The organism is Bradyrhizobium sp. LHD-71 (assembly GCF_031157255.1).
Classification (GTDB): Bacteria; Pseudomonadota; Alphaproteobacteria; order Rhizobiales; family Xanthobacteraceae; genus P52-10.
This window is the reverse complement of the sequence record NZ_JAVIFX010000045.1, coordinates 21,844-47,296: the sequence shown is the minus strand read 5'-3', so window position 1 is coordinate 47,296 and position 25,453 is coordinate 21,844. Positions and strand designations below refer to the sequence as shown.

Below are 25,453 nucleotides of genomic sequence, written 5' to 3'. Positions count from 1 at the left end.
CTGGGAAGTCGCCAAATAATTCAACGGGCACCTTCGCATAATCCGAAGGGTCTAATCGTTGGGCCACTTTTGTGACCAATTTTGTCGGATCCTCCACGTATTTTACGAATTTTCCTATCGTCTTCATCATGCATTCTCCTGGGTTAGTCGGCGCTGGGTCAACATTCGCTTCCCGTCCGGAGCGGGCCGGCACGGGTGCGCCGCAGGGTCAGCATCTGTCGCAGGTCATCGCGATACATCCACCATTCGGATGATATCGGCGGGACCTCACGTACAGCGGATCGAAGTGTTTACCGACGTCGGCCGACAGCGGCCAAGGAAGGCGAGATCACCGCTGACGTTCTTGGCTTCCTAACGTCCGCGACAAACGCCGAAGTCGCGAAGGTTCATTCGAAGGCGATGCCAGTAATCCTCACGACTGAAGAGCGATTCGATCTCTGGATGACGGCTGATTGGGAAAGGGCATCCAAGCTGCAGAAGCCGTTGCCAGATGGAGCGCTGAAGATCGTCGCGAGCGGCGAGAAGGAAGATGATGCCGCCCGTGGCGCGACACTCGCCTGACAACAGCAGGAATGACGCGCGGAGAGATGAGGCAGAACAGCGAGGCGTGAACGAAAGCAGATTCCGCGTGTCAAAAACGTGCCACTATCGATGCATTCAGCTGCATCGTTCTGCATTTATTCGCAGCACTGTTCGGAATAGCGATTTCAAAAAAACTGTTGCTTTTCGGGCCTTAAGTGGTGCTGCCGGACAGGATTGAACTGTCGACCTCTTCATTACCAATGAAGTGCTCTACCACTGAGCTACGGCAGCGAAACCTAAGAAGATCTCGGGAATCACGGCAAAGGCCCGCCGGATGGGGCGTTCCTTGCCACAAGGGGGCGTTCCGCGCAAGCAGGAGTGGGGGCTGACGGCCCGCCAAAATGCTCGGGGCCACCCTGCGAAAGCAGGAACGATGCGGCGTTGTCAGCCCGCCTGCTTCAGACTTGCCAGATGTTCCTTCGCCGCGGCGCCGGCGTTCTGCTTGTCCGCGAGTTTCATCAGCACGCGCTTGATGCGCTCCGGCGCGAAATCCTGCTGCGCCAGTGCCATGCCGCGGTCGAAGGTTTCAGAGTAGCGCTCGATCAGCCCCTCGCGAAACGTGAAGTGCGCGACGCCTTCGAACACCACCGGCTTTCCTTCCGAACCCGGCATCTTCGACGCGTAGCTGAAGCGATAGCGTGCATAGCCCGTGCCGCCGTCGGTCAAGGCGTCGAAGAAATCCCAACGGAAGTTCCTGCCGGTGTCGTGAAAATGCTGCAGCATCCTGGCGATCGCCTCGCGGCCCGCATATTCGCCGTAGAAGCCGTCGTCATAGACACCGTCTGTCGTAAACAGTGCGGCAAGGCCCTTTCCGTCATTGGCGGCGACCGCGGCTGCAAAATGTTGAAGCATGTTCGTGAATTCGGTCATGGGAACGTTCCATCGGCTGGCTGCGGGCGATCTTACCACGATCCCGGAACAGGCGGTGCGGGAATGCCGCTCCTCCGGCGCGGGCACGACGGTGAGCTTGATTTTCCCGCCATTCGCGCGCATCTCGCATCCATGCCCGACGTTCGCAGCACCGACCGCCAGAACCGCCTCCGCGCTGCACTGCGCGAGAACCTGAAGCGGCGGAAGCAGCAGGCGAAGGGCAGGGCCGGCGGCTTGGTCGACGAGCCTGCTCCTCCTACGACAGAGGGGGACCAGGAGCACGCCGGGCAGGAGGAGGATGAGGCCAAATCGTCGGCTTGAAAGGCGGGCCTTCCGGTCCCGACTTTCGCCGTATTGGCTTGGCAGGGTTCTTGAGCAATCAAATTGATTATCTCAAGGCTTTTGCAACATCCGCAGCTTAGACGTAAGCCTCGTCCGCTCGGACGATTTCGGGGGCACAATGGATCGCATTCGCATCACTGGCGGCAACGAGCTCAACGGCACGATCTCGATTTCTGGCGCCAAGAACGCTGCGTTGCCGCTGATGACCGCGGCGCTGCTCACCGATGACACCCTGATCCTCGACAACGTGCCGCGGCTCGCCGATGTCGCCCAGTTGCAGCGCATCCTCGGCAACCACGGCGTCGACATCATGACGTCCGGCAAGCGGCCGGGCGACAGCGAGTATCAGGGCCAGACGCTGCACATTTCGGCCAAGACCATCATCGACACCACCGCACCGTACGAGCTCGTCTCGAAGATGCGCGCGAGCTTCTGGGTCATCGCGCCGCTGATCGCGCGCATGGGCGAGGCGAAGGTTTCGCTGCCGGGTGGCTGCGCCATCGGCACGCGCCCGGTCGATCTCCTGATCATGGCGCTGGAGAAGCTCGGTGCGGCGATCCAGATCGACGGCGGCTATGTGGTCTGCAAGGCCCCGAAGGGCCTGAAGGGAGCCACGATCGATTTCCCGAAAGTGACGGTCAGCGGCACGCACGTGGCGCTGATGGCGGCGACGCTGGCGAAGGGCACGACGGTCATCGAGAACGCCGCGCGCGAGCCGGAAGTGGTCGACGTCGCCGATTGCCTGCTCAAGATGGGCGCAAAGATTTCCGGCGCGGGTACGCCGCGCATCGTCGTTGAAGGCGTAAACCGGCTGAACGGCACGCGCCACACCGTGCTGCCGGACCGGATCGAGACCGGCACCTATGCGATGGCGGTGGCCATGACCGGCGGCGACGTGCAACTCGCCGGCGCGCGGCCGGAGCTGCTGCAGTCGGCGCTGGACGTGCTGGTCCAGGCCGGTGCGGTGATCACGCCGAACAACGAAGGCGTCCGCGTCGCGCGCAACGGCGCCGGCCTCAGTGCGGTGAAGGTGTCCACGGCGCCGTTCCCCGGCTTCCCGACCGATCTGCAGGCGCAGCTGATGGCGTTGATGACGCGCGCGAAGGGATCGTCGCTCATCACCGAGACGATCTTCGAGAACCGCTTCATGCATGTGCAGGAGCTCGCCCGCTTCGGCGCGCGCATCTCGCTCGATGGTGAGACGGCGACCATCGAAGGCACCGACCGTCTGCGCGGTGCGCCTGTGATGGCGACAGACCTGCGCGCGTCGGTCTCGCTGGTGATCGCAGGACTTGCCGCCGAAGGCGAGACCATGGTCAACCGCATCTATCACCTCGACCGCGGGTTTGAGCGGCTGGAGGAGAAGCTCTCCGCGTGCGGCGCCGACATCGAGCGGATCAGCGGCTGACTTTCACCGTCCGCGTCCCATCGCGCGCGCAAAGCGCGCGAAGAAATCCCGCAGCACGGCCGTCGAGGCTATCTGCAGCTGCGCCCCGAACCTGACGCCGGCGGCGTCTTTGCGCGTGACCGCCTCGCGCAGGCCGTTCTGGATTTCCGACAGCAGCACCCGCAGGTTGGTGTCGCGCACCAGCCGCCGCAGCTGGATCCATGACTTCTCCGATTCTCTGGCCGCCTGGCCGACCGCCGGCCAGTCGATTTCGGCAGCCGAGGCGAGCAGGACGAGTTTGAACGCCGAATAGGTGTGCAGCGATACCGGCAGCGGCGTGCGTCGTAGCTGCGCCGGCATCGTGGTGACGATGACCTTGAAGGCTTCGGCCGCGGCGAGCGCTGCGCCGGTGAGGTCGCCCTTGTTCTCCGCCACTTCTGCGTCCGCCAGCCGTCCCTCGAGCGCGCTGAAGGTTTCCGCGCTCACCATCGGGCGCAGCCGGTTAAGCTCCCCGCGCGCCGAATTGAGGCGGAGCCGCACCGCGCTGGCCCTGTCGGCCAGCGTCAGTTCGATGATTTCGATATAGGTCATGGCGGCTTCGGAGAGGGCCGACGCTGCACGGACCGCCTCGCGAGGCGGCCGCGCACCGCCGCGCTGGGCGAGTTGTGGGGTGTCGTCCGTCGGTGGCACCTGCGCCGCGGCTGGCGATGTCAGCAGCGCCGCGATGATCGCGGCCACCATCCCCTTCGGCATCGGTCCCTCCGCGGGCAGACCCGAAGGGGTTGCCCTGTGACAAACGATGATCGGCTCGTTCGCGTTCCCGTCCCAGCCTGCGGCGTATTCGGCCCGCAGGACGGTGAACCGGGGCTGAACGCGCCGCCAGCCACTAGTGTCCCAAATCCGAAGTTCGCAATACTTCGCGGCACCCTCAGAGCGAACTTCGGATTCGATAAGGACACTAGCAAAGTCATGATTCCAGTGTCGTTTATGGTTCAGAAATTCGCTCCTCGGAGTTGCAGCAAGCGATGGAGCGAATTTCTGAACCACGACACTGGTGCAGGGTTGACGGGATTCTCCTCTCGCGCCATTGAGCGGGAGCCGATTTTGCCCGTCTCCGGATAGAGTTGAATGCCGATCCGCCTCGACACCCGCGCCGCGGACTTTGCCAGCCGCTTCGACCAGTTCCTCGACGCCAAGCGTGAGGTGTCGGAAGACGTGGATGCGGCCGCGCGCGCCATCGTCGCCGATGTGCGTTCGCGCGGCGACGACGCGCTGTTCGCCGCAACAAAGACATTCGACCGGCTCGAGCTGACCGCCGAGACCGTTCGCGTCTCCAGCTCCGAGATCGTCGCCGCCGTCAAGGCGTGCGATCGCGAGACATTGGACGCTCTGACGCTGGCGCGCGACCGCATCCAGGACTTCCACCGCAAGCAACTGCCGAAGGACGAGCGCCACACCGACTCCCTCGGCGTCGAGCTTGGGCATCGCTGGACTGCCATCGAGGCAGTCGGCCTGTACGTGCCGGGCGGCACGGCGGCCTACCCGTCGTCGGTGCTGATGAACGCGGTGCCGGCGAAGGTCGCCGGCGTCCCGCGCGTGGTGATGGTCGTGCCGGCGCCGGACGGCAAGCTCAATCCGCTGGTGCTGGCTGCAGCCAGGCTCGGCGGCGTCACCGAGATCTACCGCGTCGGCGGCGCGCAGGCGGTAGCCGCGCTCGCCTATGGCACGGCGAGCATAGTTGCGGTGGCAAAGATCGTCGGCCCCGGCAACGCCTACGTCGCCGCAGCCAAGCGGATCGTGTTCGGCAAGGTCGGCATCGACATGATCGCCGGCCCCTCCGAAGTGCTGGTGATCGCCGACAAGAGCGCCAACGCCGAATGGATCGCCGCCGATCTCCTGGCGCAGGCCGAGCACGACGTCGCCGCGCAGTCGATCCTGATCACCGATTCCGACGAGCTTGCCGAAGCGGTTGCGCGCGCGGTGGACGGCCAGTTGAAGACGTTGCCGCGCCAGGACATCGCCGCAGCGTCATGGGACGGTTTTGGCGCGATCATCCGTGTCAGCAGCCTCGATGAGGCTGCCACGCTTGCCGACCGCATCGCCGCCGAGCATCTGGAGATCATGACGCGTGCGCCGGAAAAGCTTGCCGCCAAGATTCGCAATGCCGGCGCGATCTTCTTAGGGCTTCACACGCCGGAGGCGATCGGCGACTATGTCGGCGGCACCAACCACGTGCTGCCGACCGCGCGCTCGGCGCGCTTCTCGTCCGGACTTGGCGTGCTCGACTTCATGAAGCGCACCTCCATCCTCAAATGCGGCGCGGACCAGCTGCGCGCGCTCGGGCCCGCGGCGATCACGCTCGGCCATGCGGAAGGGCTGGATGCGCATGCGCGCTCGGTGGCGCTGCGTCTCAACATGCGATGAGCAAGCGCCCCGCCAACCCTGATGCCGACAACCGCATCGTCGCGGTGACGCTCGACGAAGAGTCGATCGGCCGTTCAGGGCCGGATATCGAGCATGAGCGGGCGATTGCGATCTACGACCTGATCGAGAAGAACCTGTTCGCGCCGGAGGGCGGCCACACCGGACCGTTCACGCTGCACATCGGCATCACCGGCAACCGGCTGATGTTCGATATCCGCCGGCAGGACGGTCAGCCGGTGATCGCGCATTTGATGTCGCTCACGCCGTTCCGGCGCATCGTCAAGGACTACTTCATGATCTGCGACAGCTACTACCAGGCGATCCGCACCGCGACGCCCGATCGCATTGAGGCGCTCGATATGGGGCGCCGTGGCATCCACGACGAAGGCTCGCGCACGTTGATGGAGCGTCTCGACGGCAAGGTGCGCATTGACTTCGACACCGCGCGGCGGCTGTTTACGCTGATCTCCGTCTTGCACTGGAAAGGCTGAGCATTGGAGGCGGCGCGCGCCAAAGCCCCACAGGCGGTGCTGTTCGCATGCGGCCTGAACAGCGTCCGCTCGCCGATGGCGGTGTCGCTGATGCAGGCGATGTTTCCGAAGATCTACGCTGCGTCCGCCGGTGTGCGCAAAGGCGAGCTCGACCCGTTCGCGGTGACGGCGATGAGCGAGATCGGCCACGATATCACCCGCCACCGGCCGATGACGTTCGAAGAGCTCGACGACTGGGAAGGGCTGAATTTCGATCTGATCGTCACGCTGTCGCCGGAGGCGCATCACAAGGCGCTGGAGCTGACGCGCACGCTCGCCGCCGATGTCGAGTACTGGCCGACGCCTGATCCGGTCGGTCTCGAAGGTTCGCGCGAGCAGCAGCTCGAAGCCTATCGCGCCGTGCGCGACGGCTTGATGGAGCGCATCCGAATGCGGTTCGGCGGCGCCACCAGGGGCGCGGTGTAGCAGCGCGGCTGCTTCAGCCCGGTTTTGCCATTGCCTCGCGCCGCCGCCGCGCCATAATCGCGTCCATGCGCAATGGCCTCTATTCGCTGCATGTGACGCTGCTCGACGGACCCGGCAAGGGATCGGGCGTGTTCGTCCTGCACGATGGCAAGATGCTGGGCGGCAACGGTCTCGTGTGGCTCGCCGGTACTTACACGTTCGACGGCCGCGGCAAGTGGAAGGGCGAGCTGATCACCGAACCTTACGCACTCGTCTCTGATCCGACATTGGTATTCGAACATCGGATGGTGAGCATCGGATTTTCCGGCACCTATACCGATAATGCTGCAGACACGCTCAACACTGGTTTCGTCGGCAAGCGTTCGATCGCGTTCCGCACCACCATGCTCTGGCTCGCAGACGGTTAGCTGGCTCGCAGAAGGTTAAGTGTTTTCGACGGAATTCACGCGTTTCCATTTTTGGCATGCTGCATTGAATTTGGTCATTCCGCGGGGAACAAAATCCGGTCTCGTGTCATTTCCCATTGCCCGGTGATGAGCCGTGCGCCGCAAGCGGTCGGGACGGGTCCGAGCGACTGGCGCGACAGATGCAGACACGATTGATGCAAATGCGATGCACTGCGTGATGCAGAATGTCGTTCGCCGGATGTTCGCCGCGTCGGCCGCGCGATGGATGGGCAGACCCTTGGGTCATCATGCACAGCGTCGTGCGGTTTTTAGCGAACATGCTTGCGGAGGTGGATGATGCTCAGAGCCGGATGCTTCGTTCTCGCGTCCTTGCTTTGCGTGGGCGCGGCAATGGCGCGTGACGACGGCCGCTACGCCAACACCGATCCCGAATTGAAGAAGTGGTTCGACAAGCTCTCGAGCAAGCGCGGCCCGTGCTGCTCCGATGCGGACGGCTTTGCGCTGTCGGATGTCGACTGGGAGAGCAAGGACGGCCGTTATCGCGTCCGGCTCGAAGGCAAATGGTATGACGTGCCGGAAGACGCGGTGGTGACCGAGCCGAACCGCGTCGGCCGCACTATGATCTGGCCGATCAAGTATCCCGACACGATCCACATCCGCTGCTTCATGCCCGGCGCGATGATGTGAGGGATCGTAGCCCCGGATGAGCGAAGCGACATCCGGGATTCTTAAGCTGTCGAGTGAGCCCCGGATATCGCTGCGCTCATCCGGCTACCGCCTCACTGCTCATTCGCAAACTTCAACCGTCCCGCAGGCTTCAGGGTGCGTGCGTCGAAGGTGCGGATCTCCAGCACGCCCGCTGCTTCCAGCGTCACCACCAGCCGGTCGCCGGCGACCGAGGTCGAAACGATCCGTGCGCCCTTCGGCAGCATCTCGATCAGGTCGGTTGGCGCCGATGTGGTTTCGCCGCGATAGATGCGATAGCCGATGACGATCAGGATCGCGGCAACGCCGAGCCCCGTGGTGAGCCCTGCAATCAGCATCATGCGCCGGACCCGCGCCATCAGCGCATCGGTCTGTTCCGGTGTCGGCTCGGTCGCCAGAGGTTCGGCCATCTTGTGCGTGAACTCCACTGAAAAGCAGGGCCGCCATGTCCGGACATCCCGCTCAAAGGATGCACTGCCAGCATGATCGCCATGGCCGGGTCAAGTCCGCCAATGATCCCGCCATGACAGTGAGGGGGATGTTTGCTACTCGCATGGCCGCTGTGGAACGAGATCATGATCACCGACGGGCATGTTGAAGAGATTGTCGTGAGCGAGGAGGAGGCCGGCGGCCGCCTCGATCGCGTGCTGGCCGTGCGCCTGAGCGAGCTCTCGCGCTCGCGGCTGAAGGCCCTGATCGTTGCGGGCAGGGTGAGCATTGGTGGCCGGCCGGTCCACGATCCCGCGCAGCATGTGAAATCGAGCGAGGTCATCGTCGTCGACGTGCCGCCGGCCGAGCCGGCCGAGCCGGCGGCGGAAGATATCCCGCTCGAGGTGATCCACGAGGACGAGGCAATCATCGTCATCAACAAGCCGGCCGGCCTCGTCGTGCATCCGGCGGCAGGACATGCCAGCGGCACATTGGTGAACGCGCTGATCGCCCATTGCGGCGCCAGCCTTTCAGGCATCGGCGGCGTCAAGCGGCCGGGCATCGTGCACCGGCTCGACAAGGACACCACCGGCGTCCTGATCGCCGCGAAGACCGATCGCGCGCACAAGTCGCTGACGGACCAGTTCGCCGATCACGGCCGTACGGGCGTGCTGCGCCGGGCCTATGTCGCGCTGGTGTGGGGTGCGCCAAAGCTGCCGTCCGGCACCATCGACCTGCCGATCGACCGCCATCGCACCGCGCGCGAAAAGATGGCCGTGCGGACGGGGGGACGCGAGGCGATCACCCACTGGCAGGTGATCGAGCGGTTCACTGACAAGGACGGGACGCCTGTCGCCTCAGCGCTCCTTTGCGAGCTCGAGACCGGGCGCACGCACCAGATCCGTGTCCATCTGGCGCATGCGGGCCATCCGCTGCTTGGTGACGACGTCTATGGTTCCGGTTTCAAGACCAAGGCCGTGCGGCTGGACGCCAAAGCGCGCGCGCTGCTCGAAGGACTCGGCCGCCAGGCGCTGCACGCGGCCCATCTCACCATCGCCCATCCGCTCACCGGCGAGGAGATGTCGTTCGATGCGGACTGGCCGGAGGATATGGCGAAGCTTGCCCAGGCGCTGCGGTGGTGATGCGGCGAAGGCCGGCGGGTCAGGAGTTACCCTCTCGCCATGGGCTACAAGTCTGCATCCGGGCCGGCGTCGCCGCCCGATACGGCGCTGAAGGATGCCTGGGCGGGACCTCAGGCGTTCACGCAACTTAACTGCACTGCAGGACCGCGGACGGAAATTTTCATGCTATTGCATGAATCACTCGTGGATCACGATTTCGGGAAAACAACCAAGATTACAACAATTTAACCAGACGTAACGGCAACGTGACGCACCTCGAACCTTCCCTTTTGGGGGCGTTCTCGTGTATGCTGCATCTGCGTCGAAGGAAAATGTTCGGCGCGGAACATCGCAGCGCCTTCGGCTCTTAATCAAGCGAGGGTCTGCCTGGCTCGCCGCTATCGGGAGCCTGAACAATTTGGAGGGCTCAAACTATGGCCCGTGCTGTTGCTCTGCCGGTCCTTTCCAACGAATCCGGCCTTGCTCGTTACCTCGCCGAAATCCGCAAGTTCCCAATGCTGGAACCGCAGGAAGAGTACATGCTCGCGCAACGCTTTCGCGAGCACGAGGATCGCGACGCGGCGCATCGGCTGGTCACCAGCCATCTGCGTCTCGTGGCCAAGATCGCCATGGGCTACCGCGGCTACGGCTTGCCGATCGCCGAGGTGGTCTCCGAAGGCAATGTTGGTCTCATGCAGGCGGTGAAGCGCTTCGAACCCGAGAAGGGGTTCCGCCTCGCCACTTACGCCATGTGGTGGATCAAGGCCTCAATTCAAGAGTACATCCTGCGTTCGTGGTCGCTCGTGAAGATGGGCACCACCGCGAACCAGAAGAAGCTGTTCTTCAACCTGCGCAAGGCCAAGAGCAAGATCTCGGCTCTGGACGAGGGTGACCTTCGTCCCGATCAGGTGCAGGTGATCGCCAAGCGTCTCGGCGTGACCGAGCAGGACGTGATCGACATGAATCGCCGTCTCGGCGGTGACGCGTCGCTCAACGCGCCGATCCGCGACGACGGCGATCCGGGCGAATGGCAGGATTGGCTGGTCGACAACTCGCCGAACGCCGAAGCGATGCTGGCGGAGAGCGAGGAGTTCGATCACCGTCACGATGCGCTGGTCTCGGCCATGAAGGTGCTGAATGCGCGCGAGCGCCGCATCTTCGAGGCACGGCGTCTGGCTGAAGAGCCGATGACGCTGGAAGACCTCGCGGCCGAGTTCGGCGTCTCGCGTGAGCGGGTGCGCCAGATCGAGGTGCGCGCGTTCGAGAAGGTGCAGGCGGCCGCGAAGGCGCAGGTGGCAGCACAGGCTGCCGCCACCGCCAAGACGGCCGCGGCCCACGCCGCCGCGCGCTAAGAATCGCAAAAGACAACCTGAGCGAAAGCCGGCCTTCGGGCCGGCTTTTTTGTTTTCGGGCGCCTTTGTCGCACCTCGCTCGCACGTATGGCGCGGGACTCTGACGGTTTTCGGCAAGGCCGTTAGGCGCGGTTTAAGAAAGTTCCCGTAGCAGTAGCGGCTGGCGCACCCAGCAAAGACGTCAGCTTCGCATGCGCGCCGGCGGGCCGACAACGTCATCACCTTGAGCCGCCGCTGCCCTCATGCTCATTCACGTCATCGCCGACGAGCCGGCCAAGATCAGCAAGATCCGCGAGATGCTGGAACCCCGGCATACGGTCAGCGCCTCGCTGATCGATGACGCGCCGAAGGGCGTGACCGCGGCCTCGCTGCTGGTCGACGCCGACCTGCGCAATGTCGAGACCATCGCCTCGATCCGGCTGGCGCTGCCGAAGGTGCGAGGTGTCGGCCAGCGGCTGTTCATCGTCGACCGGCGGGCGCGCGCTGCGGTGGTGCAGGCCTATTCGCTCGGCGCCTCCAGCGTCATCCCGACGCCGCTCGATGCACGCAGCCTGCAGCAGAAGCTCGCCATGCTCTATCCCACGATCGCCAACGACACCGAAGACGCCGGGCCGCCGACGGTGGTGTCGAACGCGGCCGCGGCGCTGGCTTCGATGTTCGATGCGGTGCTGAACGGCAGGCAGCTCGACTTCGCCGAAGCGCAGATCGCGACATCCGAGGTCATCGACGCCGTCGCGTCCAACGGACTGACCACCTGGCTCGACAATGTGCGCCGCTATCATGAAGGCACCTTCCAGCACTGCCTGCTGGTGACCGGTGTCGCGGTCGATTTCGCGCTCAGCCTCGGCTTTCACGCCGGCGACGTGAAGCGGCTCGGCGTTGCCGCGACCTTGCACGACGTCGGCAAGGCGGCAATCCCGCTGGAGATTCTCGACAAGCCGGGCGCGCTCGCGCATGGCGAGATGGCGATCATGCAGGGTCACGCGAGGCTTGGCTATGATGCGCTGCGCGGCGTTGGCGGCGTACCCGACGAGGTGCTCGACGCCGTGCGCCATCATCACGAATTTCTCGACGGCACCGGCTATCCCGACCGGCTCACGGCGCCTGACATCTCCGATCTCGTGCGCGTTCTGACCATCGCCGACATTTTCGCCGCGCTGATCGAGGTGCGCGCCTATCGCCCGCCGATGGCGCGTGAGAAAGCCTACTCGATCCTGCAGGAGATGGCGGGACCGAAGCTGGAGAAGGCCCTGGTGACGGCGTTCCGCGATGTCGCGCTGACGCGCTGACATTATGGCGAGCGATGCAACGCTTCTTCGATTGACCGCATTGACGGGGAGGGCGCCTTCAATTCCGTCAAGCCCCTTCATTATCCGTCACTTTCCGTGTATCGCATCGCGATATCCTTCCCCGCTGGTTCCTTGACGATTCCCTTCAATGCTCGGCCGCCCCAAACTCGTTCTCGCCTCCGGCTCGCCGCGTCGCCTGGCCCTGCTCAACCAGGCCGGCATCGAGCCCGATGCGCTGCGTCCGGCCGACGTCGACGAGACGCCGAAGCGGGGGGAGCTGCCGCGCGCCTGCGCCACGCGCCTTGCGCGCACCAAAGCGGAGGCGGCCCTGCGCAGCGTGCGCCTCGATGAGGAGCTGCGCGGCGCCTTCATCCTTGCCGCCGATACGGTGGTCGCCGTCGGCCGCCGCATCCTGCCGAAGGCCGAGCTGGTCAACGAGGCGGAGCAGTGCCTGCGGCTGTTGTCCGGCCGCAACCATCGCGTCTACACCGCCATCTGCATCGTCACGCCGAAAGAAGGTTTTCGCCAGCGGCTGGTGGAGACGCGGGTGCGCTTCAAGCGGCTGAGCGACGAGGACATCCAAGGCTACGTCGGTTCCGGCGAGTGGCGCGGCAAGGCCGGCGGCTACGGCGTGCAGGGCATCGCCGGCACGTTCGTGGTGAAGATGGTCGGCTCGTATTCGAACGTGGTCGGCCTGCCGCTCTACGAAAGCGTGACGCTGCTCGGCGGCGAGGGCTTTCCGACCCGCTTCGGCTGGCTCTCGACGGCCGGCGCGCTATGATGGGCCTATGGCCACTGCGAAACCGCGCCGGAGAAAGTGCCCGATCTGCGGCAAGCTCGAAGTCGAGGCCTTCCGGCCGTTCTGCTCGGAACGTTGCAAGAGTCTCGACCTGCACCGCTGGCTGACCGGCGGCTATGTCATCCCCGTGTCCGAGGACGACGACGAGGATGGCCAGCCGGACAGCAGGTCCAAGCCGCCCGAGGACTGACGGGCGCTTCCCTTTCGCGAAAGCATTGATTTTTCCGCGCCGTCTCTGCAGATTTGGCCCCGGAATGAAGCCTGTGACCTGCTTGCAAGACAGGTGCAGTGGAGGAAACGCGACCTGAGCGCCCTTGGTCCAAGGGCGTGGAAATCACACGCCTTACCCTGAACGAAGGGCTCACGGCCCTTGTACACGGCCCCTTGAAGGAGACCCATGCTCGATCGCCGGACATTCCTCTCGCTGGCCGCGGCCTCGCTCGCGGCGCCTGGCCTCAAGCCGTTGCCGGCGTGGGCGGAAAGCGGGCCGACCAGGGCGGTGCGGCTCGTGGTCGGCTTCGAGCCGGGCGGCGCCACCGACGTGATCAGCCGCGTCATGGCGCAGCGGCTGAGCGAGATGTGGGGCCAGAAGGTGACGGTCGAGAACATGCCGGGCGCCGGCGGCAACCTCGCGGCCGAAGCGGTCGCCAAGTCGGAGCCGGACGGCAACACCCTGTTCATTGTCGGCCCGGGCCAGGCGACCAACAAGTTCATGTATGCCGATCTCGGCTACGACCCGGTCAAGGATTTCGCACCGGTCACCCTGCTGGTGCAGCAGCCGAACGTGATGGCGGTGCCGGTGACGTCGCGCGCGACCTCGGTGAAGGAGTTCATCGCCCTCTGCAAGGCCAATCCCGGCGGCGTCACCTACGCCTCGTCCGGCGTCGGCACCACGCTGCATCTGTGCGGCGAGCTGTTCCAGCGTCTCGCCGGCGTCGAGATGCGGCATGTGCCGTTCCGCGGGTCGGCGCCGGCGCTGCAGGAATTCCTGCCTGGCCGTGTCGACGTGATCTTCGACAACGTGACCTCGATCCTGCCGCATGTGATGGCCGGCGGCGCGCGCGGGCTCGCCGTCACCACCACAAAGCGTGTTCCGGCCGCGCCGGAGCTGCCGACGCTGATCCAGGCCGGTGTGCCGGATTTCGACGTGTCGTCGTGGTTTGCCATGTTCGCGCCGGCGAAGACGCCGTCGGCCGTCGTCGCCCGTATCAACAAGGATGCGGTCGCAGCGCTCGCCCATGATTCAGTGAAACCGAAGCTGATGCAGCTCGGCTGCGAGATCATCGGCTCCACGCCGGCAGAGCTCGCCGTGCATCTGAAGTCCGAGATGGAGCGCTGGGCCCCGGTCATCAAGGAGGCGGGGATCAAGCTGGCGAACTAAGTTCTGTAGCGAATGAGCTGTAGCCCGGGTGAGCGAAGCGACACCCGGGGCCGACGCTGCGGCAAGTCTCCCCGCATATCGCTTCGCTCATGCGGGCTACCGGGCCACTGACGCAAATCCAGAAGACCCGATCAATCGGGCTGAACTCATCAACCCAAGAGGAAACGTTCATGCTCAATCGGCGTCAATTCATCGGAGCCACCGCGGCTGCGCTCGCAGCACCCGCGGTCGGCACCTCGCAGGCTTTCGGCCAGGACTGGCCGAACCGTGCCGTGCGCATCGTCGTCCCGTTCGCGCCGGCGGGCTCCACCGACATCACCGCGCGGCTGCTCGCCAATCGTCTGAGCGAGGTGTGGGGCCAGCCGGTGGTGGTGGAGAACAAGCCCGGCGCCGGCGGCAATGTCGCCGCCGACCTCGTCGCCAAGAGCGAGCCGGACGGCTACACCATCTTCATCGTCGGCCCGGGCCAGGCGACCAACAAGTTTCTCTATCCGTCGCTGACCTACGATCCGGTCGCCGACTTCCAGCCAGTGACGCTGCTGCTCACGCAGCCGAACATGATGTGCGTGCCGAACAATTCGCCGGCCAAATCGGTTCAGGAGTTCATCGCCCACTGCAAGGCGAACCCCGGCAAGGTCACCTACGCGTCGTCCGGCAACGGCACCACGCTGCATCTGTCGGCCGAGCTGTTCAAGAAGCTCGCCGGCGTCGAGATGCAGCACATTCCCTATCGTGGTTCCGGCCCTTTGATGAACGATCTCATCCCCGGCCGCGTCGATGTGGTGTTCGACAACGCGCCGTCGATCTCCTCGCATGTGAAGGGCGGCGCGGTGCGCGCGCTCGGCGTCACCACGCTGAAGCGCATCGCCATCGCGCCGGAGCTGCCGACCATCGATGAATCGGGCGTGAAGGGCTTCAACGTGTTTTCGTGGTTCGCGTTCTTCGTGCCGGTGAAGACGCCGAAGGACGTCGCCGCCCGCATCAACGCCGACACCGTCGCCGCGCTGAAGCACGACAGCGTCCGCCCGCGCCTGCTCGAGCTCGGCGCCGAGCCCGTCGGCTCGACCGCCGACGACCTCGCAAAACACCTGAAGTCCGAGATGGACAAATGGGGCCCGGTGATCGCCGAAGCGCGGATCAAGCTCGACAACTGAGCCGCCACCCCCGTCATTGCGAACGAAGCGAAGCAATCCAGTCTGAGCCTGCCACGGGCGCCGCGCTGGATTGCTTCGTCGCCATAGGCGAGCGAAGCGACGCCGTTCTTCGAACGGCTATGCCTCGCAATGACGCAGATACGCCTCGCTCGAGCCAGGGTACCCCCATTTTCCCTTATCCCCCAATCCCTTGGACAGGCCCGGTGCGCCGCTTGCCACCGCCGCCGCCGCCCCCTATAAACGCGCGCTCTGACCCGGCGCCTCGCGCCGGGGCGGGGGATGCCCAGGTAGCTCAGTTGGTAGAGCATGCGACTGAAAATCGCAGTGTCGGTGGTTCGATTCCGCCCCTGGGCACCACGCTTCGCCTTCGGCTGCGCGTGGCGCAGCCACCGGCGGCCGTAGCCCGGATGAGCGAAGAGGCTGGACTTGTCCGGCCGCGTAGCGACATCCGGGGAGGTCTCCCCGAAGCTCTATGCCCGGACTCGGAAACGAGGTTTGACTAAACGCGCACCAATGGCTTTGCCGGATTTCCAACGACGGTCGAGCCTCCGGCGACATTGCGCAGCACGACCGCGCCCGCGCCCAGAGTTGCGCCCGCGCCGACAGTCACGCCCCCAATGATCAACGCACCGAGACCGACGAACACGTTGTCTTCGATGGTCACGTTGCCGGCGGTGCGGGCGCCCGGCGAAACGGAAACGTGATCGCCGATCACGCTGTCATGGTCGATCGAGCACGACGTGTTCAGGATGCAGAAGCGGCCGACGCGCGCGTCCTGCTGTATGATTGCCCCGGCCGAGACGATCGTGCCGACACCGATCGTCGCTGTGACGGATACAGCCGCCGCAGGGTGAACGATCACCGGAAGGCTGGCGTCTCGTTTCAGCAGCTTTTCGCATGTGGCGAGCCTTCGCGGACCGCGCACGGCGATCACAAAGTCATGGGCCGCGATGAATGCAGGATCGTCGAGCAACCGGTCGTCGCCCAGCCGTGGCCGCGGATGCATCAGCGGCGCGGATTCATCCGCGATGTCGATATAGCCCGTTAGCGCGCGGCCCTGCGCTTCGATAGCCTCGATATAGTTGCGCGGAAGGGAGCCCGGCCCGCCTCCGACCATGACGAGATACTTCATTGCAAATATCCTTGTTGTTTTGCTGCATGGTGCTTGGCCGTGCATCTGCTGACCGGAACACATCAACGCTTCCGCAGTGCCGCCAGCGAGGCCTTCGCCAGCTTGTCCGCTGCGTCGACCATCTGGTCGAGCGGATGGCCGGCAAAGCCAAGAACATAACCGGCCATCGGCCGGATGCGGAAACAGGTGTCCGCCAACAGCCAGCCATCGACGCCTGCGCGCGCCTTGGCGCGCGCAGCCACAGCGGCATCGACTGCCGGGCCAAATCGCGCAACGAGATGCAGCCCCTGCGACGGCACCGGCACCTGCAGCCGGCCTTCCGAGGCTTCCGACAACGTTCGCGCTAGTGCATCACGCGCCTCTCGGTAGATGCCGCGGACTTTGCGAACATTGGCCGAGAATGCGCCGGAGTTCAGCATGTCGGCGATCGCCCCCTCCATCAGCGTGGACGGGAAACGGTCGATCGCTGTGCGGGCCTTTGTGACGGGAGCGATCAATGCCTCCGGCAGCGCGCAGTAACCGATGCGAAGGCCTGGAAACAGCGTCTTGGCGAAGGTGCCCATGTAGATCACGCGCCGCAGGTGGTCGATGCCTGCGAGCGACAGGAGCGGCGCGCCGTCGTATCTGAACTCGCTGTCATAGTCGTCCTCCACGATCCACGCGTTGGCATCCTTTGCCCAGTCGAGCAGCTCGAGCCGGCGCGGCATCGACATCTGCATGCCGAGTGGAAACTGATGCGACGGCATCACGTAGGCGGCGCGGGCGTCCGGCGCGGTCGCACGGCCCCTTGTGACAACGATACCGGACTTGTCGACCGGCACCGAGACAGGTCGGGCTCCGCAATGGGTGATGGCATTGTGGGCGGCGGGATAGCCCGGATCCTCGCACCACACCCGATCTCCCGCCCTCAGAATGGCGCTCAGCACGATCCGCAAACCGTGCTGCGTTCCCGTCGTCAACATGATCTGCTCGGGATCGCAGCGCAGACCGCGCGCAGTCAGCAGATGATCGGCGATCGCAGCGCGCAATTCGCCGCTGCCGCGCGGGTCGCCATAGTGCAGGTGCTCCGCTCCGAATGCCCGCATCCGCCTGCCGACGAACGAGCGAAACCGCCGCAACGCGCGGCTGTCGATGTGTGTGCATCCGAGCGCCAACGCACCCGTTTGCAGGCGTTCGACGGCGAACTTCGTCTTGCGCGCAGCTGCTGCCGGCTGAGGAATGCGTGGAGCGACGAACGTGCCTGAGCCGACCCGCGCAATGACGAAGCCGTCGGCGATCAGCCGCTCGTAGGCGTTGATGACGGCGTTGCGGCGAAAGCCGGTCTGGCGCGCCAGCGTGCGCGACGGCGGTAGTGCCTCTCCGGGTTTCGCAAGTCCTTTCGCGATTGTCTCGCGCAGCGCCTGATAGAGCCGGTCCTGCGCCGAGGCGCCCGGCGTGACGTGGGCTTCCGAAAGATCGAGCGGCAGATCGCTTGTCCGCTGTCCCGCGGTTGAATTGGTCGGAATTTTTTGCATGGAATTGGCACTATCGCAGACCAATGCTTTCGCTACAACTGACCTCGTCCATGCGCGAACTTTCGGAGGCACACGTGAGCGAAGGCGCCGCGACCAGCTATCCCCTGTCGGCGCGGAACCGGGTCAAGCGCCGGCATGATCGTGGCTTTTACGACCAGGCCACCGTCCACGCCGTGCTGGACGCGTCGATGCTCTGCCATGTCGCGTATGTCGTCGACGGACAGCCCTATTGCACGCCGACGTTCTTCTGGCGCGAGGGGACGACGCTCTACTGGCACGGTAGCAGCGCGAGCCGCATGCTGGAGAGCCAGGCGGCGGGGCTGAAGGTGTGTCTCACCGTCGCCCATCTCGACAGCCTGGTGCTCGCACGGTGCGGGTTTAATCATTCGGCGGACTACCGCGCCGTCATGGCCTTCGGCACCGCCCGCCTCGTGACCGACGGCCAGCAGAAGGAGCGCGCTCTGGTCGCGATGGTGGACCGGTTCTTCCCGGATCGCACCGCGGGCCTGCGCGCCAGCACCGCGCAGGAGATCAAGGCGACCTCGGTGATCGCCATGGAGATCGAGCAGGCCTCCGCCAAGATTCGTGCCAAGGGCGTCGCCGACGACGAGGAGGATTACGAACTGCCGATCTACGCCGAGCGCATCCCGGTTCGCACCGTGCTGGGCGCGCCGGAAGCCTGTCCGCGGCTACGCAACGGCGTTGCGCGCCCGGCATCCTTGCAGGGCTACAGCGAGGGGCGTCTGCTCGAAGACGCGCTGACCGGGGCGCAGCGGCACTACTCCCGGCAGGAGTGATCGAAAAAGTCCCTGCGGCGATCGATTGCCCGCGCCATCCGCCGTCGTAAGTGTGTGGTCTCGGCCCCCGGGCGTGGCCGCGGGGCGAAGGCGGGCGGTCCGAGGGGATTCCCCGGCGCGATCCTGCCGGAAACCCCAATAGAAAAATACTGGGCGTGGACATACGCAGATGGGTCACGGATTTCTCCGGTTGTCCATCAACGAGGATCGCGCACATGGCTGACAAGTCGACATTCACCCCTGACGAATGGAAAGTGCTGCTGGAAAGCGTGATGGCGGCGAGCCTTGCCGTCACCGCGGCGGAGCCGAGCGGCCTCCTCGGCATGCTCAAGGAGAGCTTCGCCAGCGGGCGGATGCTTGCGGAAGCGAAGCTCGACTCAGCCTCCAACCCGCTGGTCAAGGCGGTCGTCGACGATCTCGCCACCAGCGAGGGCCGGAACCTGGCGAGCGACGGATTGCGGGCGCAAATGACCGGCAAGTCGCCTGCGGACATCAAGACCGCCAGCCTGGCGATCCTCGGCAAGGCCGACAGCATTCTCGCGGCAAAGGCGCCCGCCGATGCGCCGGCGTTCAAGACCTGGCTGCACCAGCTGAGCCAGAAAGTCGCCGAGGCCGCGAGCGAAGGCGGCTTCCTTGGCATGGGCGGGGTGACGGTCAGCGACGCCGAGAAGGCGACGCTCGGCGAAATCTCGAGCGCATTGAAGCTCGCCTGATCGCGTTACGCGGACGTTCTCATCGCGGAGGATGTCGCGCTCGCCGCTGCGGTCGCGCGCGGCGGCGCGCATTCTCGTTTCACACGCGTGCCGGCTGATTGCCGAGCGCGGCTCGGGCGATGCGCGCCTCAAGTTCCATTCGTTGCGTCTCTACAACATCCAGACAACATCAGGCTTTCGAAAATACGCCGATCCCGCGCCTTCGGTTGACTATCATCAGGCCGCGACCTTAGCGTGTAAGCACTTGAGTCTGCATTCGCGCCAGCCATGAGCGTCCAGGACGACGCCGTCACGCTGAGTGCGCACGTCGCATGGTGAGGGCAGGCCGCTGATCCTTCCAAGGCTGATCCTTCCGAGAACGTCGCCAAGAGGTGCGGAGTAAGCGATGCGCAACAACACCACGCGACGACGTCGGCCTGAGGTTCGTCTTCCCGGCCGCGTTGCCACGGCGGTCGTTGCGGCCTCGACGATGACGCCGATCGCGCTTCTCGCACCGGCGCCCGTCATTGCACAGCAGGTCGTTGCCGACGGGATCACCCTGACGGCAAGCGGAACGATCGACACCGGCACGACCGGCGGGATTCCAGGCATGCCCTTGCGCGCGCTGAACGGCGGCACGATCCAGGGCATCGGCCCCGTGACGCTGATCAGCGGTGGCGCCAACGCCACCGGCGCCCAGGCATTGTCCGGCGGACAGATCAACATCGCCAGCGGGTCCTCGATCGCGACATCCGGGACCAATGCGGCCGGCCTGCAATCCTCCAACGCCGGCTCGACGATCACGGCCGATGGCACGGCCATCACCACATCCGGCAACGATTCGCACGGCGCCCTCGTCTCGCTTGGTGGCGTGCTGATGCTCACGGGCGGCTCCGTGACGACCACGGGTGACAACGGCGTCGGGCTCCTGGCGCTGAATACTGCCGGCTCGATGATCACAGCCGACGGGACTGTCATCACCACATCCGGCGTCGGTTCGCATGGCGCCCTGGCCTCGGATGCCGGCGCCGTAACGCTCATAAACAGTAGCATCACCACCGCCGGCGCTAACGCCCTCGGGCTGTTTGTAAGGGGCGGCTCAACGCTCGCAGCCGCCGGCACTTCGGTCGCGACGACGGGCGCCGGTGCGCACGGCGCGGTCACGCTGGGTGGTGGCCTGACCCTCACGGACAGCACGGTCACGGCGCTCGGCACGGACGCCAGCGCGCTCTTCGCCGGCTTCACCGGGATCAACACCGCGGTGATCACAAACAGCACCCTGACGTCTGCCCAGGATGCCGGCATCAACGTCAGCGGCGTGTTCGGTGCGACGACCTTGAACGCGACCGTGACGGGCTCGTCCATCACCGGCGGCCCGGCGGTGCTGGAAGTGCTCGCCGGCGGCACGCTCAACCTGACCGCCGGCGCCTCGACGCTCAACGGTTCGGCGCTCACGGAAGCCGGCGGCATCTCGAACGTGACGCTGACGAACGGCAGCACCTGGAATCTGACCGGCGATTCCAACGTCACCAGCCTGACCAACAACGCCAGCTCGATCCTGTTCGCACCGCCCGGCGCCGGCGGCTTCAAGACGCTGACGGTGGACAACTACATCGGCGCGGGCGGGTTGCTCGGCTTCAACACCTTCCTCGGCGCGGACGCTTCGCCGACGGATCGCCTCATCATCAATGGCGGGAGCGCGACAGGCAACTCGTCGATCCGCGTCGCCAATGCCGGCGGCCCCGGCGCGTTGACGACCGGCGACGGCATTCCGGTGGTGGTGACGGCGAACGGCGGCACCACCGTGCCCGGCGCGTTCGCGCTCGGTAACGTCGTCGCCGCAGGGCCGTTCGAATACCTGCTGTTCCGCGGCGGTGCGACCGCCGGCAGTGAGAACGACTGGTTCCTGCGCAGCCATCTCAGGCCGACGCCGGAGCCACCCACGCCGCCAACGCCAACGCCGCCGCCACCTTCACCGCCTCCGGTGCCGCTGCTCCGGCCGGAGGTCGCGGTCTATGCGGCGATGCCCGGGGTGATGCGCCAGGCCGCGCTGACGATGCTCGGCACCTTCCATGAGCGGCAGGGCGAACAGGAGCTGCTGCGCGGCAGCGGCGCCGGCGGTTTCCCGGCGGGCTGGGGACGCACCTTCGGCCAGCACAGCAAGCAGGGTTTTGGCGGCAGCGCCAGCCCCGAGTTCGACGGTTCGATCGTCGGCCTGCAGGCGGGACAGGATCTCTACGCCTTCGAAAGCGCCGGCGGCCATCGCGATCACTTCGGCCTGTTCGCCGGCTACACCCGCGCCAGCGGCGACGTCAGCGGCTTCGCGCTCGGCCAGCCCAACTTCGCCGCCGGCAGGCTCGGCATCGACAGCACCAGCTTCGGCGGCTACTGGACCCACATCGGTCCCACCGGCTGGTATCTCGACGCGGTCGCCATGGGCACGCTGTACGACACCAGCGCGCGCTCGCATCGTGGCTTCGGGCTCAGCGCGGATGGCGCCGCCTTCACCGGCTCACTGGAAGCCGGTTATCCGGTGCCGCTATTCGCCAACCTGACCCTCGAGCCGCAGGCGCAGATCGTCTGGCAGCACCAGTCGCTCGACGGCGGGCGTGATGTCTTCTCGACCGTGGATTTTGCCGACAGCGATGCCGTCACCGGGCGTATCGGGGCGCGGCTGCAGGGCCGCTTCGCGATCGGCGCGGCGCTGTGGCGGCCCTACCTGAACGCCAATGTCTGGCACCGCTTCTCCGGCTCCGACACGCTCACCTTCGCCGGCATCCATCCGATCCTGACCGACTTCCGCTCGACCGCGCTGGAAGTCGGCGGTGGCATTGTCGGCAAGCTCACCGCTGCGGTCGATGTGTACGCGACGGCCGCCTACACCACCAACATCAGCGGCAACAAGGAGCGCAGCGTTGGCGGCAATCTCGGCCTGCGCGTCACATGGTGATGAGGGCACGCCGCTGATGCTTCCGAGCTGGTTTGCAGCCGGATGAGCGCCAGCGACATCCGGGAATTTTTCCCTGAAAGCTCAGACCTGCATGTCGCTTCGCTCATGCAGGCTACGACTCGTCACCGCGCCGTGCATCGCCTCGCCGCGCTTCAGCAACGCGACCACCTCTGCCAGCGCGTTGTCGATCGGCCGCGGCGCATAGCCGAGCTCGATCTCGGCCTTGCTGATGTCGAGCGGGATCGAGCGCATGGCGACGCGCACGGCTTCGGCGGAGACCTGCGGCCGCCGCTTGATGACGCTGTTGGCGAACCATTCGGCGGCGACGCCGATGGCGAGCGCTGCCGGGCCGGGCAGTGCATGCGCAGTGGTCTTGCGGCCGCACAGCGCGCCGACCCATCGCACCAATTCGCGCACGCTGACGTTCTCGCCGCCGAGGATATAGCGCTCGCCGCTGCGGCCGAACTCGCCGGCCAGGATGAGACCGCGCGCGGCATCCCGTACGTCGACGAGGTTCAGCGACGCGTCGAGCACCAATGGCGGCGGCCGGCGCACGAACATCGACAGCATCGCCGTCGGCTCGGTGATATTGCGATCACCGGGCCCGATCGGGATCGTCGGGCTGGCGATGACGACGCGCATTCCGTCGCGCGCCGCGGCAAGTGCGGCCTGCTCGGCCATGAATTTTGAGCGGGTGTAGGGACCCGGCATGTCTTCGACCCGGTCGGGGATCTCGCTGTTCGCTCCTGTCGGCGGAAACAGGATCGCCTCGGTGGAGCAGTGCACCACGGTGCCGACGCGCGCCTCGCGCGCGGCGTCGAGCAGCAGCTCGGTGCCGTGATGGTTCACCCGCGCAAAGTCCTCGACATCAGGCGTCCAGAAATGCGGAATGGCGGCGAGGTGATAGACCGTGTCGACGCCGGCAAGCGCACGGCGCAGGTCGCGCGGCTCCAGCACAGTTCCTTCTATGAATTCCGATGGGGATTGCTGGGGTTGCTGCAAGTCCTCAGGCGGCTGCAAGTCGAGCACCCGCACGTGGTGACGATGGCGAAGCGCTTCGACGAGATGCTGGCCGATGAATCCGCTGCCGCCGGTCACCAGCACGCGACGGGTCGCGGCGCCGGCTTTGGCGGGCTGCAGGGCGATCGTGTCCAAATCGTCCGCTCCTTGGAATAAGGCGAGTCACCCCCGGCAGCTGTAAAGATATAGCGTTTATGGTCCGTTCCAACCCTCAATCTGGCGGATGGTTTCCGGATTGAGAAGGTGTTCCCCCCAGCCCGCCCGGGCCATGGTCGAAGCGGCCTCGGGCCGGATCAGCAGCCAGGCGGCGGCAAACAAGGTCGGAACGACGCTCAGCCAGTCGGCGCGCAGCGGCGTCAGTTCCTCCCGGCTTCCCTGGTAGATCCCCCGTTTCATGGCCAGCCGGCCACACTCCCGCGCAAGTTCCAGGCGGGATCCGGTCCGCAGCGCGCAGCCGAGCAGCGCCTGCAGGGCGAGGTGCGAGCGCACGCCGGGCTGCCCGGGCGGCAGTTCCGCCGGCGAGGCGGCCACCGAGACCTGCAGCAGCAGGCCCAGGAGGTCGCAGCCGGCAAGCTGGGCGCTCATCGGCTCCACCAGCCGCGGGTTGCAGTCGATGTAGGCGACGTCATCGCCCGCGCCCCGCGCCAGGTAGTCCACCGACAGCGCCCCGTGCCAGCCGAGATGCGCGCCGATGCGCGCCAGGTGATCGCGCACCGCCGGCCGATCGACGCTGTCCTTCACCGCGTCGCCGCCGCCGGCGCCGCGGGCGATCTGCCGATAGGCGTGCAGGCCGCGCAGCTGTCCGCGATCGAACACCGCCTGCGCATGCTCGATCGGCGCATCGAGCCAGTCCTGGGCGAGGACGACGTCGGTGAACGCGCCGCCGCGCGCGAGCTCGTCGGCGGCCAGCGTCAGGCTGTCACGGTCCGTCACATGCCAGACGGCCCGGCTCGCGGTGCCGACCGCGGCTTTCACCGCATAAGGAAAATCGTCGAGCGCGAGCAGTTCTTCGCGCGTGTGCAGCAGCTGTGTGCGCGGCTGCGGCAGCTCGAGCGCGGTGAGCAGTTTGCTGAACGCGGCTTTATCCAGCGCCTGTCGGTACGCCGCGAAGGACGGCAGCGCGAAGGCGACGTGCGGCGCGAGCACGTCGCTCGCTTTCGCCAGCGCAAGTCCCTGCTCGTGGATCGGCAGCAGCACGTCGAACCGGCGCTGCGATACGAGATCGCGGATGAAGGTCACGTAGCCTTTCGGATCGGTCGACAGCGGCGGGCAGCGATGAAAGCCCGCGACGAAACGCGAGAACCGCCCGAGACAGTGGACCTGCGGATCGCACACCTCCACATGATGGCCGCTCAGGCCCAGCACCGTGATTGCCTCGCGCGCCGACGTGCTCGATCCTTCCGACAGAAGGACGCGCAGGCGCCGGCTTGAAGCGGAAACGTCGTTCGGTGTCATGCGTGCATGGTTATCGCATATCGGAGGCCGCCCCGAACTCAGCGCACCCCTCTCCCGCTTGCGGGAGAGGGTCGGGGTGAGGGGAAGTAACACGGCGCATCTCGCACAGCTGCGTCAATCCCGCCATTTCGAACCTGACACCCTCGCATCCACGACAGCGCGTGCCACGGCCCTCACCCTAACCCTCTCCCGCAAAGCGGGAGAGGGAACACCGCCGTAGCCCACCGGACGAAGCCGGGAGGCAGGGAGGAACACCCACTGTGCTCCACGAATTATACCCTTCCAGCCGAAGGAGCATGACGTCATGCAACAGGTCCAGATCCATGATTATGCGCGCAAGCTCATGGAACTCTATGGCCCGAAAGCCATCGCCGAGGCTGCGCAGAAGGCCGCCGATCTCGAAACCCAGGGCGACCTCGAGCAGGCAAAAACCTGGCGCAACATCAAGGACGCCCTGAAGCAGATGCGCGGCCCCCACCAGAGCTGACTTCTTTCTTCACCCTCCTCCCGCGCGCAGCGCTATCCATAATGGGATCGGAGGCCGCAGCCGAACTCGGCGCGCTCCCTCTCCCCATCGGGGAGAGGGCTGGGGTGACGGGCAGTGAGACCGCTTATCTCGCATAGCTGCGTGAGTCCGCCATTTCGTGTCGAACTACGCACTTGCATCCGCGACAGCCCGTGCCACGGCCCCTCAC

The 25,453-nt window shown here is 65.7% G+C and carries 27 protein-coding genes and 2 tRNA genes; 21 read left to right on the top strand and 8 right to left on the bottom strand.

Annotation, left to right across the window (positions count from 1 at the left end; all coding sequences use genetic code 11):
• Positions 1-399: 399 nt before the first annotated feature.
• On the top strand, positions 400-561 hold the full coding sequence (locus RCO31_RS32540) for a hypothetical protein (protein ID WP_308972533.1): 162 nt from the start codon (positions 400-402) through the stop codon (positions 559-561).
• A 177-nt stretch (positions 562-738) separates the two neighbouring features.
• Here RCO31_RS32540 and RCO31_RS32535 read toward each other — a convergent pair.
• Positions 739-813 (bottom strand) — tRNA-Thr (locus RCO31_RS32535).
• Between the two features lie 153 nt (positions 814-966).
• Positions 967-1,452, bottom strand: coding sequence for a nuclear transport factor 2 family protein (locus RCO31_RS32530; protein ID WP_308972532.1), 486 nt, complete (start codon positions 1,450-1,452; stop codon positions 967-969).
• Positions 1,453-1,515: 63 nt separating this feature from the next.
• On the opposite strand from RCO31_RS32530, the gene RCO31_RS32525 reads away from it, so the two are divergent.
• Positions 1,516-1,773, top strand: a complete 258-nt coding sequence (locus RCO31_RS32525; protein ID WP_308972531.1) for a hypothetical protein — start codon at positions 1,516-1,518, stop codon at positions 1,771-1,773.
• Positions 1,774-1,912: 139 nt separating this feature from the next.
• Positions 1,913-3,202, top strand: a complete 1,290-nt coding sequence (gene murA / locus RCO31_RS32520; RefSeq protein ID WP_308972530.1) for a UDP-N-acetylglucosamine 1-carboxyvinyltransferase — start codon at positions 1,913-1,915, stop codon at positions 3,200-3,202.
• Between the two features lie 3 nt (positions 3,203-3,205).
• Here murA and RCO31_RS32515 read toward each other — a convergent pair whose 3' ends face one another.
• Positions 3,206-3,934 (bottom strand): hypothetical protein, encoded by a 729-nt coding sequence (locus RCO31_RS32515; RefSeq protein ID WP_308972529.1) that lies wholly within the window; start codon positions 3,932-3,934, stop codon positions 3,206-3,208.
• Positions 3,935-4,309: 375 nt separating this feature from the next.
• Between RCO31_RS32515 and hisD the strand changes: the two genes are divergently transcribed.
• From hisD to RCO31_RS32490, 5 genes are all read left to right on the top strand, one after another.
• Positions 4,310-5,605 carry a histidinol dehydrogenase gene (hisD, locus tag RCO31_RS32510; protein ID WP_308972527.1) on the top strand — a complete coding sequence of 432 codons (1,296 nt, stop codon included), beginning with the start codon at positions 4,310-4,312 and terminating at the stop codon, positions 5,603-5,605.
• Positions 5,602-6,096, top strand: a complete 495-nt coding sequence (locus RCO31_RS32505) for a UPF0262 family protein (RefSeq protein WP_308972526.1) — start codon at positions 5,602-5,604, stop codon at positions 6,094-6,096. The genes hisD and RCO31_RS32505 overlap by 4 nt, the downstream gene beginning before the upstream one ends.
• Before the next feature lie 3 nt (positions 6,097-6,099).
• Positions 6,100-6,561, top strand: coding sequence for a low molecular weight phosphatase family protein (locus RCO31_RS32500; RefSeq protein ID WP_308972525.1), 462 nt, complete (start codon positions 6,100-6,102; stop codon positions 6,559-6,561).
• A 65-nt stretch (positions 6,562-6,626) separates the two neighbouring features.
• Complete coding sequence (locus RCO31_RS32495) at positions 6,627-6,968, top strand: GrlR family regulatory protein (protein ID WP_308972524.1); 342 nt, start codon at positions 6,627-6,629, stop codon at positions 6,966-6,968.
• A gap of 333 nt (positions 6,969-7,301) precedes the next feature.
• Positions 7,302-7,655 (top strand): hypothetical protein, encoded by a 354-nt coding sequence (locus tag RCO31_RS32490; protein WP_308972523.1) that lies wholly within the window; start codon positions 7,302-7,304, stop codon positions 7,653-7,655.
• Between the two features lie 92 nt (positions 7,656-7,747).
• On the opposite strand, the gene RCO31_RS32485 is transcribed toward RCO31_RS32490, so the two are convergent.
• Positions 7,748-8,083, bottom strand: a complete 336-nt coding sequence (locus tag RCO31_RS32485; protein ID WP_308972522.1) for a hypothetical protein — start codon at positions 8,081-8,083, stop codon at positions 7,748-7,750.
• 165 nt (positions 8,084-8,248) lie between these two features.
• Between RCO31_RS32485 and RCO31_RS32480 the strand changes: the two genes are divergently transcribed.
• The 8 genes from RCO31_RS32480 (at position 8,249) to RCO31_RS32445 (ending at position 15,555) form a co-directional block, all read left to right on the top strand.
• Positions 8,249-9,244, top strand: coding sequence for an RluA family pseudouridine synthase (locus RCO31_RS32480; protein ID WP_308972521.1), 996 nt, complete (start codon positions 8,249-8,251; stop codon positions 9,242-9,244).
• A 413-nt stretch (positions 9,245-9,657) separates the two neighbouring features.
• The gene (gene rpoH, locus RCO31_RS32475) at positions 9,658-10,575 is read left to right on the top strand and encodes an RNA polymerase sigma factor RpoH (RefSeq protein WP_308972520.1); all 918 of its coding nucleotides are present in this window, start codon (positions 9,658-9,660) and stop codon (positions 10,573-10,575) included.
• A gap of 242 nt (positions 10,576-10,817) precedes the next feature.
• The gene (locus tag RCO31_RS32470; protein WP_308972519.1) at positions 10,818-11,864 is read left to right on the top strand and encodes an HD domain-containing phosphohydrolase; all 1,047 of its coding nucleotides are present in this window, start codon (positions 10,818-10,820) and stop codon (positions 11,862-11,864) included.
• 148 nt (positions 11,865-12,012) lie between these two features.
• Entirely contained in the window at positions 12,013-12,645 is a 633-nt protein-coding gene (locus RCO31_RS32465; protein WP_308972518.1) for a Maf-like protein, read from the top strand.
• A 7-nt stretch (positions 12,646-12,652) separates the two neighbouring features.
• Positions 12,653-12,853, top strand: a complete 201-nt coding sequence (yacG, locus tag RCO31_RS32460; RefSeq protein WP_308972517.1) for a DNA gyrase inhibitor YacG — start codon at positions 12,653-12,655, stop codon at positions 12,851-12,853.
• A 207-nt stretch (positions 12,854-13,060) separates the two neighbouring features.
• Positions 13,061-14,044 carry a tripartite tricarboxylate transporter substrate binding protein gene (locus tag RCO31_RS32455; RefSeq protein ID WP_308972516.1) on the top strand — a complete coding sequence of 328 codons (984 nt, stop codon included), beginning with the start codon at positions 13,061-13,063 and terminating at the stop codon, positions 14,042-14,044.
• 170 nt (positions 14,045-14,214) lie between these two features.
• Positions 14,215-15,198, top strand: a complete 984-nt coding sequence (locus RCO31_RS32450; protein ID WP_308972515.1) for a tripartite tricarboxylate transporter substrate binding protein — start codon at positions 14,215-14,217, stop codon at positions 15,196-15,198.
• A gap of 281 nt (positions 15,199-15,479) precedes the next feature.
• Positions 15,480-15,555: transfer RNA gene (locus RCO31_RS32445), tRNA-Phe, on the top strand.
• Positions 15,556-15,697: 142 nt separating this feature from the next.
• On the opposite strand, the gene RCO31_RS32440 is transcribed toward RCO31_RS32445, so the two are convergent.
• Positions 15,698-16,330, bottom strand: coding sequence for a NeuD/PglB/VioB family sugar acetyltransferase (locus RCO31_RS32440; RefSeq protein WP_308972514.1), 633 nt, complete (start codon positions 16,328-16,330; stop codon positions 15,698-15,700).
• Between the two features lie 62 nt (positions 16,331-16,392).
• Complete coding sequence (locus RCO31_RS32435) at positions 16,393-17,844, bottom strand: PLP-dependent aminotransferase family protein (protein ID WP_308972513.1); 1,452 nt, start codon at positions 17,842-17,844, stop codon at positions 16,393-16,395.
• Positions 17,845-17,918: 74 nt separating this feature from the next.
• Here RCO31_RS32435 and RCO31_RS32430 point away from each other — a divergent pair, with 74 nt between their 5' ends.
• The 4 genes from RCO31_RS32430 to RCO31_RS32415 all read left to right on the top strand — a co-directional run bounded on the left by RCO31_RS32430 (position 17,919) and on the right by RCO31_RS32415 (position 22,283).
• Positions 17,919-18,641 (top strand): pyridoxamine 5'-phosphate oxidase family protein, encoded by a 723-nt coding sequence (locus RCO31_RS32430; protein ID WP_308972512.1) that lies wholly within the window; start codon positions 17,919-17,921, stop codon positions 18,639-18,641.
• 215 nt (positions 18,642-18,856) lie between these two features.
• Positions 18,857-19,354, top strand: coding sequence for a hypothetical protein (locus RCO31_RS32425; RefSeq protein WP_308972510.1), 498 nt, complete (start codon positions 18,857-18,859; stop codon positions 19,352-19,354).
• Positions 19,355-19,385: 31 nt separating this feature from the next.
• The gene (locus RCO31_RS32420; RefSeq protein ID WP_308972508.1) at positions 19,386-19,625 is read left to right on the top strand and encodes a hypothetical protein; all 240 of its coding nucleotides are present in this window, start codon (positions 19,386-19,388) and stop codon (positions 19,623-19,625) included.
• 114 nt (positions 19,626-19,739) lie between these two features.
• On the top strand, positions 19,740-22,283 hold the full coding sequence (locus tag RCO31_RS32415) for an autotransporter outer membrane beta-barrel domain-containing protein (protein ID WP_308972507.1): 2,544 nt from the start codon (positions 19,740-19,742) through the stop codon (positions 22,281-22,283).
• Between the two features lie 81 nt (positions 22,284-22,364).
• On the opposite strand, the gene RCO31_RS32410 is transcribed toward RCO31_RS32415, so the two are convergent.
• Both RCO31_RS32410 and RCO31_RS32405 read right to left on the bottom strand, forming a co-directional pair.
• Positions 22,365-23,438 carry an NAD-dependent epimerase/dehydratase family protein gene (locus RCO31_RS32410; protein ID WP_308972506.1) on the bottom strand — a complete coding sequence of 358 codons (1,074 nt, stop codon included), beginning with the start codon at positions 23,436-23,438 and terminating at the stop codon, positions 22,365-22,367.
• A gap of 57 nt (positions 23,439-23,495) precedes the next feature.
• A complete protein-coding gene (locus tag RCO31_RS32405) occupies positions 23,496-24,758 on the bottom strand; it encodes a hypothetical protein (protein WP_308972505.1) in 1,263 nt (420 codons plus the stop codon).
• A gap of 304 nt (positions 24,759-25,062) precedes the next feature.
• On the opposite strand from RCO31_RS32405, the gene RCO31_RS32400 reads away from it, so the two are divergent.
• Complete coding sequence (locus RCO31_RS32400; RefSeq protein WP_308972504.1) at positions 25,063-25,245, top strand: hypothetical protein; 183 nt, start codon at positions 25,063-25,065, stop codon at positions 25,243-25,245.
• Positions 25,246-25,453: the final 208 nt, after the last annotated feature.

Coding starts and splice junctions, on each gene's coding strand:
- RCO31_RS32540 (WP_308972533.1), top strand. CDS start 400: ATGCCAGTAATCCTCACGACTGAAGAGCGATTCGATCTCTGGATGACG.
- RCO31_RS32530 (WP_308972532.1), bottom strand. CDS start 1,452: ATGACCGAATTCACGAACATGCTTCAACATTTTGCAGCCGCGGTCGCC.
- RCO31_RS32525 (WP_308972531.1), top strand. CDS start 1,516: ATGCCGCTCCTCCGGCGCGGGCACGACGGTGAGCTTGATTTTCCCGCC.
- murA (WP_308972530.1), top strand. CDS start 1,913: ATGGATCGCATTCGCATCACTGGCGGCAACGAGCTCAACGGCACGATC.
- RCO31_RS32515 (WP_308972529.1), bottom strand. CDS start 3,934: ATGCCGAAGGGGATGGTGGCCGCGATCATCGCGGCGCTGCTGACATCG.
- hisD (WP_308972527.1), top strand. CDS start 4,310: ATGCCGATCCGCCTCGACACCCGCGCCGCGGACTTTGCCAGCCGCTTC.
- RCO31_RS32505 (WP_308972526.1), top strand. CDS start 5,602: ATGAGCAAGCGCCCCGCCAACCCTGATGCCGACAACCGCATCGTCGCG.
- RCO31_RS32495 (WP_308972524.1), top strand. CDS start 6,627: ATGCGCAATGGCCTCTATTCGCTGCATGTGACGCTGCTCGACGGACCC.
- RCO31_RS32490 (WP_308972523.1), top strand. CDS start 7,302: ATGATGCTCAGAGCCGGATGCTTCGTTCTCGCGTCCTTGCTTTGCGTG.
- RCO31_RS32485 (WP_308972522.1), bottom strand. CDS start 8,083: ATGGCCGAACCTCTGGCGACCGAGCCGACACCGGAACAGACCGATGCG.
- RCO31_RS32480 (WP_308972521.1), top strand. CDS start 8,249: ATGATCACCGACGGGCATGTTGAAGAGATTGTCGTGAGCGAGGAGGAG.
- rpoH (WP_308972520.1), top strand. CDS start 9,658: ATGGCCCGTGCTGTTGCTCTGCCGGTCCTTTCCAACGAATCCGGCCTT.
- RCO31_RS32470 (WP_308972519.1), top strand. CDS start 10,818: ATGCTCATTCACGTCATCGCCGACGAGCCGGCCAAGATCAGCAAGATC.
- RCO31_RS32465 (WP_308972518.1), top strand. CDS start 12,013: ATGCTCGGCCGCCCCAAACTCGTTCTCGCCTCCGGCTCGCCGCGTCGC.
- yacG (WP_308972517.1), top strand. CDS start 12,653: ATGGCCACTGCGAAACCGCGCCGGAGAAAGTGCCCGATCTGCGGCAAG.
- RCO31_RS32455 (WP_308972516.1), top strand. CDS start 13,061: ATGCTCGATCGCCGGACATTCCTCTCGCTGGCCGCGGCCTCGCTCGCG.
- RCO31_RS32450 (WP_308972515.1), top strand. CDS start 14,215: ATGCTCAATCGGCGTCAATTCATCGGAGCCACCGCGGCTGCGCTCGCA.
- RCO31_RS32440 (WP_308972514.1), bottom strand. CDS start 16,330: ATGAAGTATCTCGTCATGGTCGGAGGCGGGCCGGGCTCCCTTCCGCGC.
- RCO31_RS32435 (WP_308972513.1), bottom strand. CDS start 17,844: ATGCAAAAAATTCCGACCAATTCAACCGCGGGACAGCGGACAAGCGAT.
- RCO31_RS32425 (WP_308972510.1), top strand. CDS start 18,857: ATGGCTGACAAGTCGACATTCACCCCTGACGAATGGAAAGTGCTGCTG.
- RCO31_RS32420 (WP_308972508.1), top strand. CDS start 19,386: ATGTCGCGCTCGCCGCTGCGGTCGCGCGCGGCGGCGCGCATTCTCGTT.
- RCO31_RS32415 (WP_308972507.1), top strand. CDS start 19,740: ATGCGCAACAACACCACGCGACGACGTCGGCCTGAGGTTCGTCTTCCC.
- RCO31_RS32405 (WP_308972505.1), bottom strand. CDS start 24,758: ATGACACCGAACGACGTTTCCGCTTCAAGCCGGCGCCTGCGCGTCCTT.
- RCO31_RS32400 (WP_308972504.1), top strand. CDS start 25,063: ATGCAACAGGTCCAGATCCATGATTATGCGCGCAAGCTCATGGAACTC.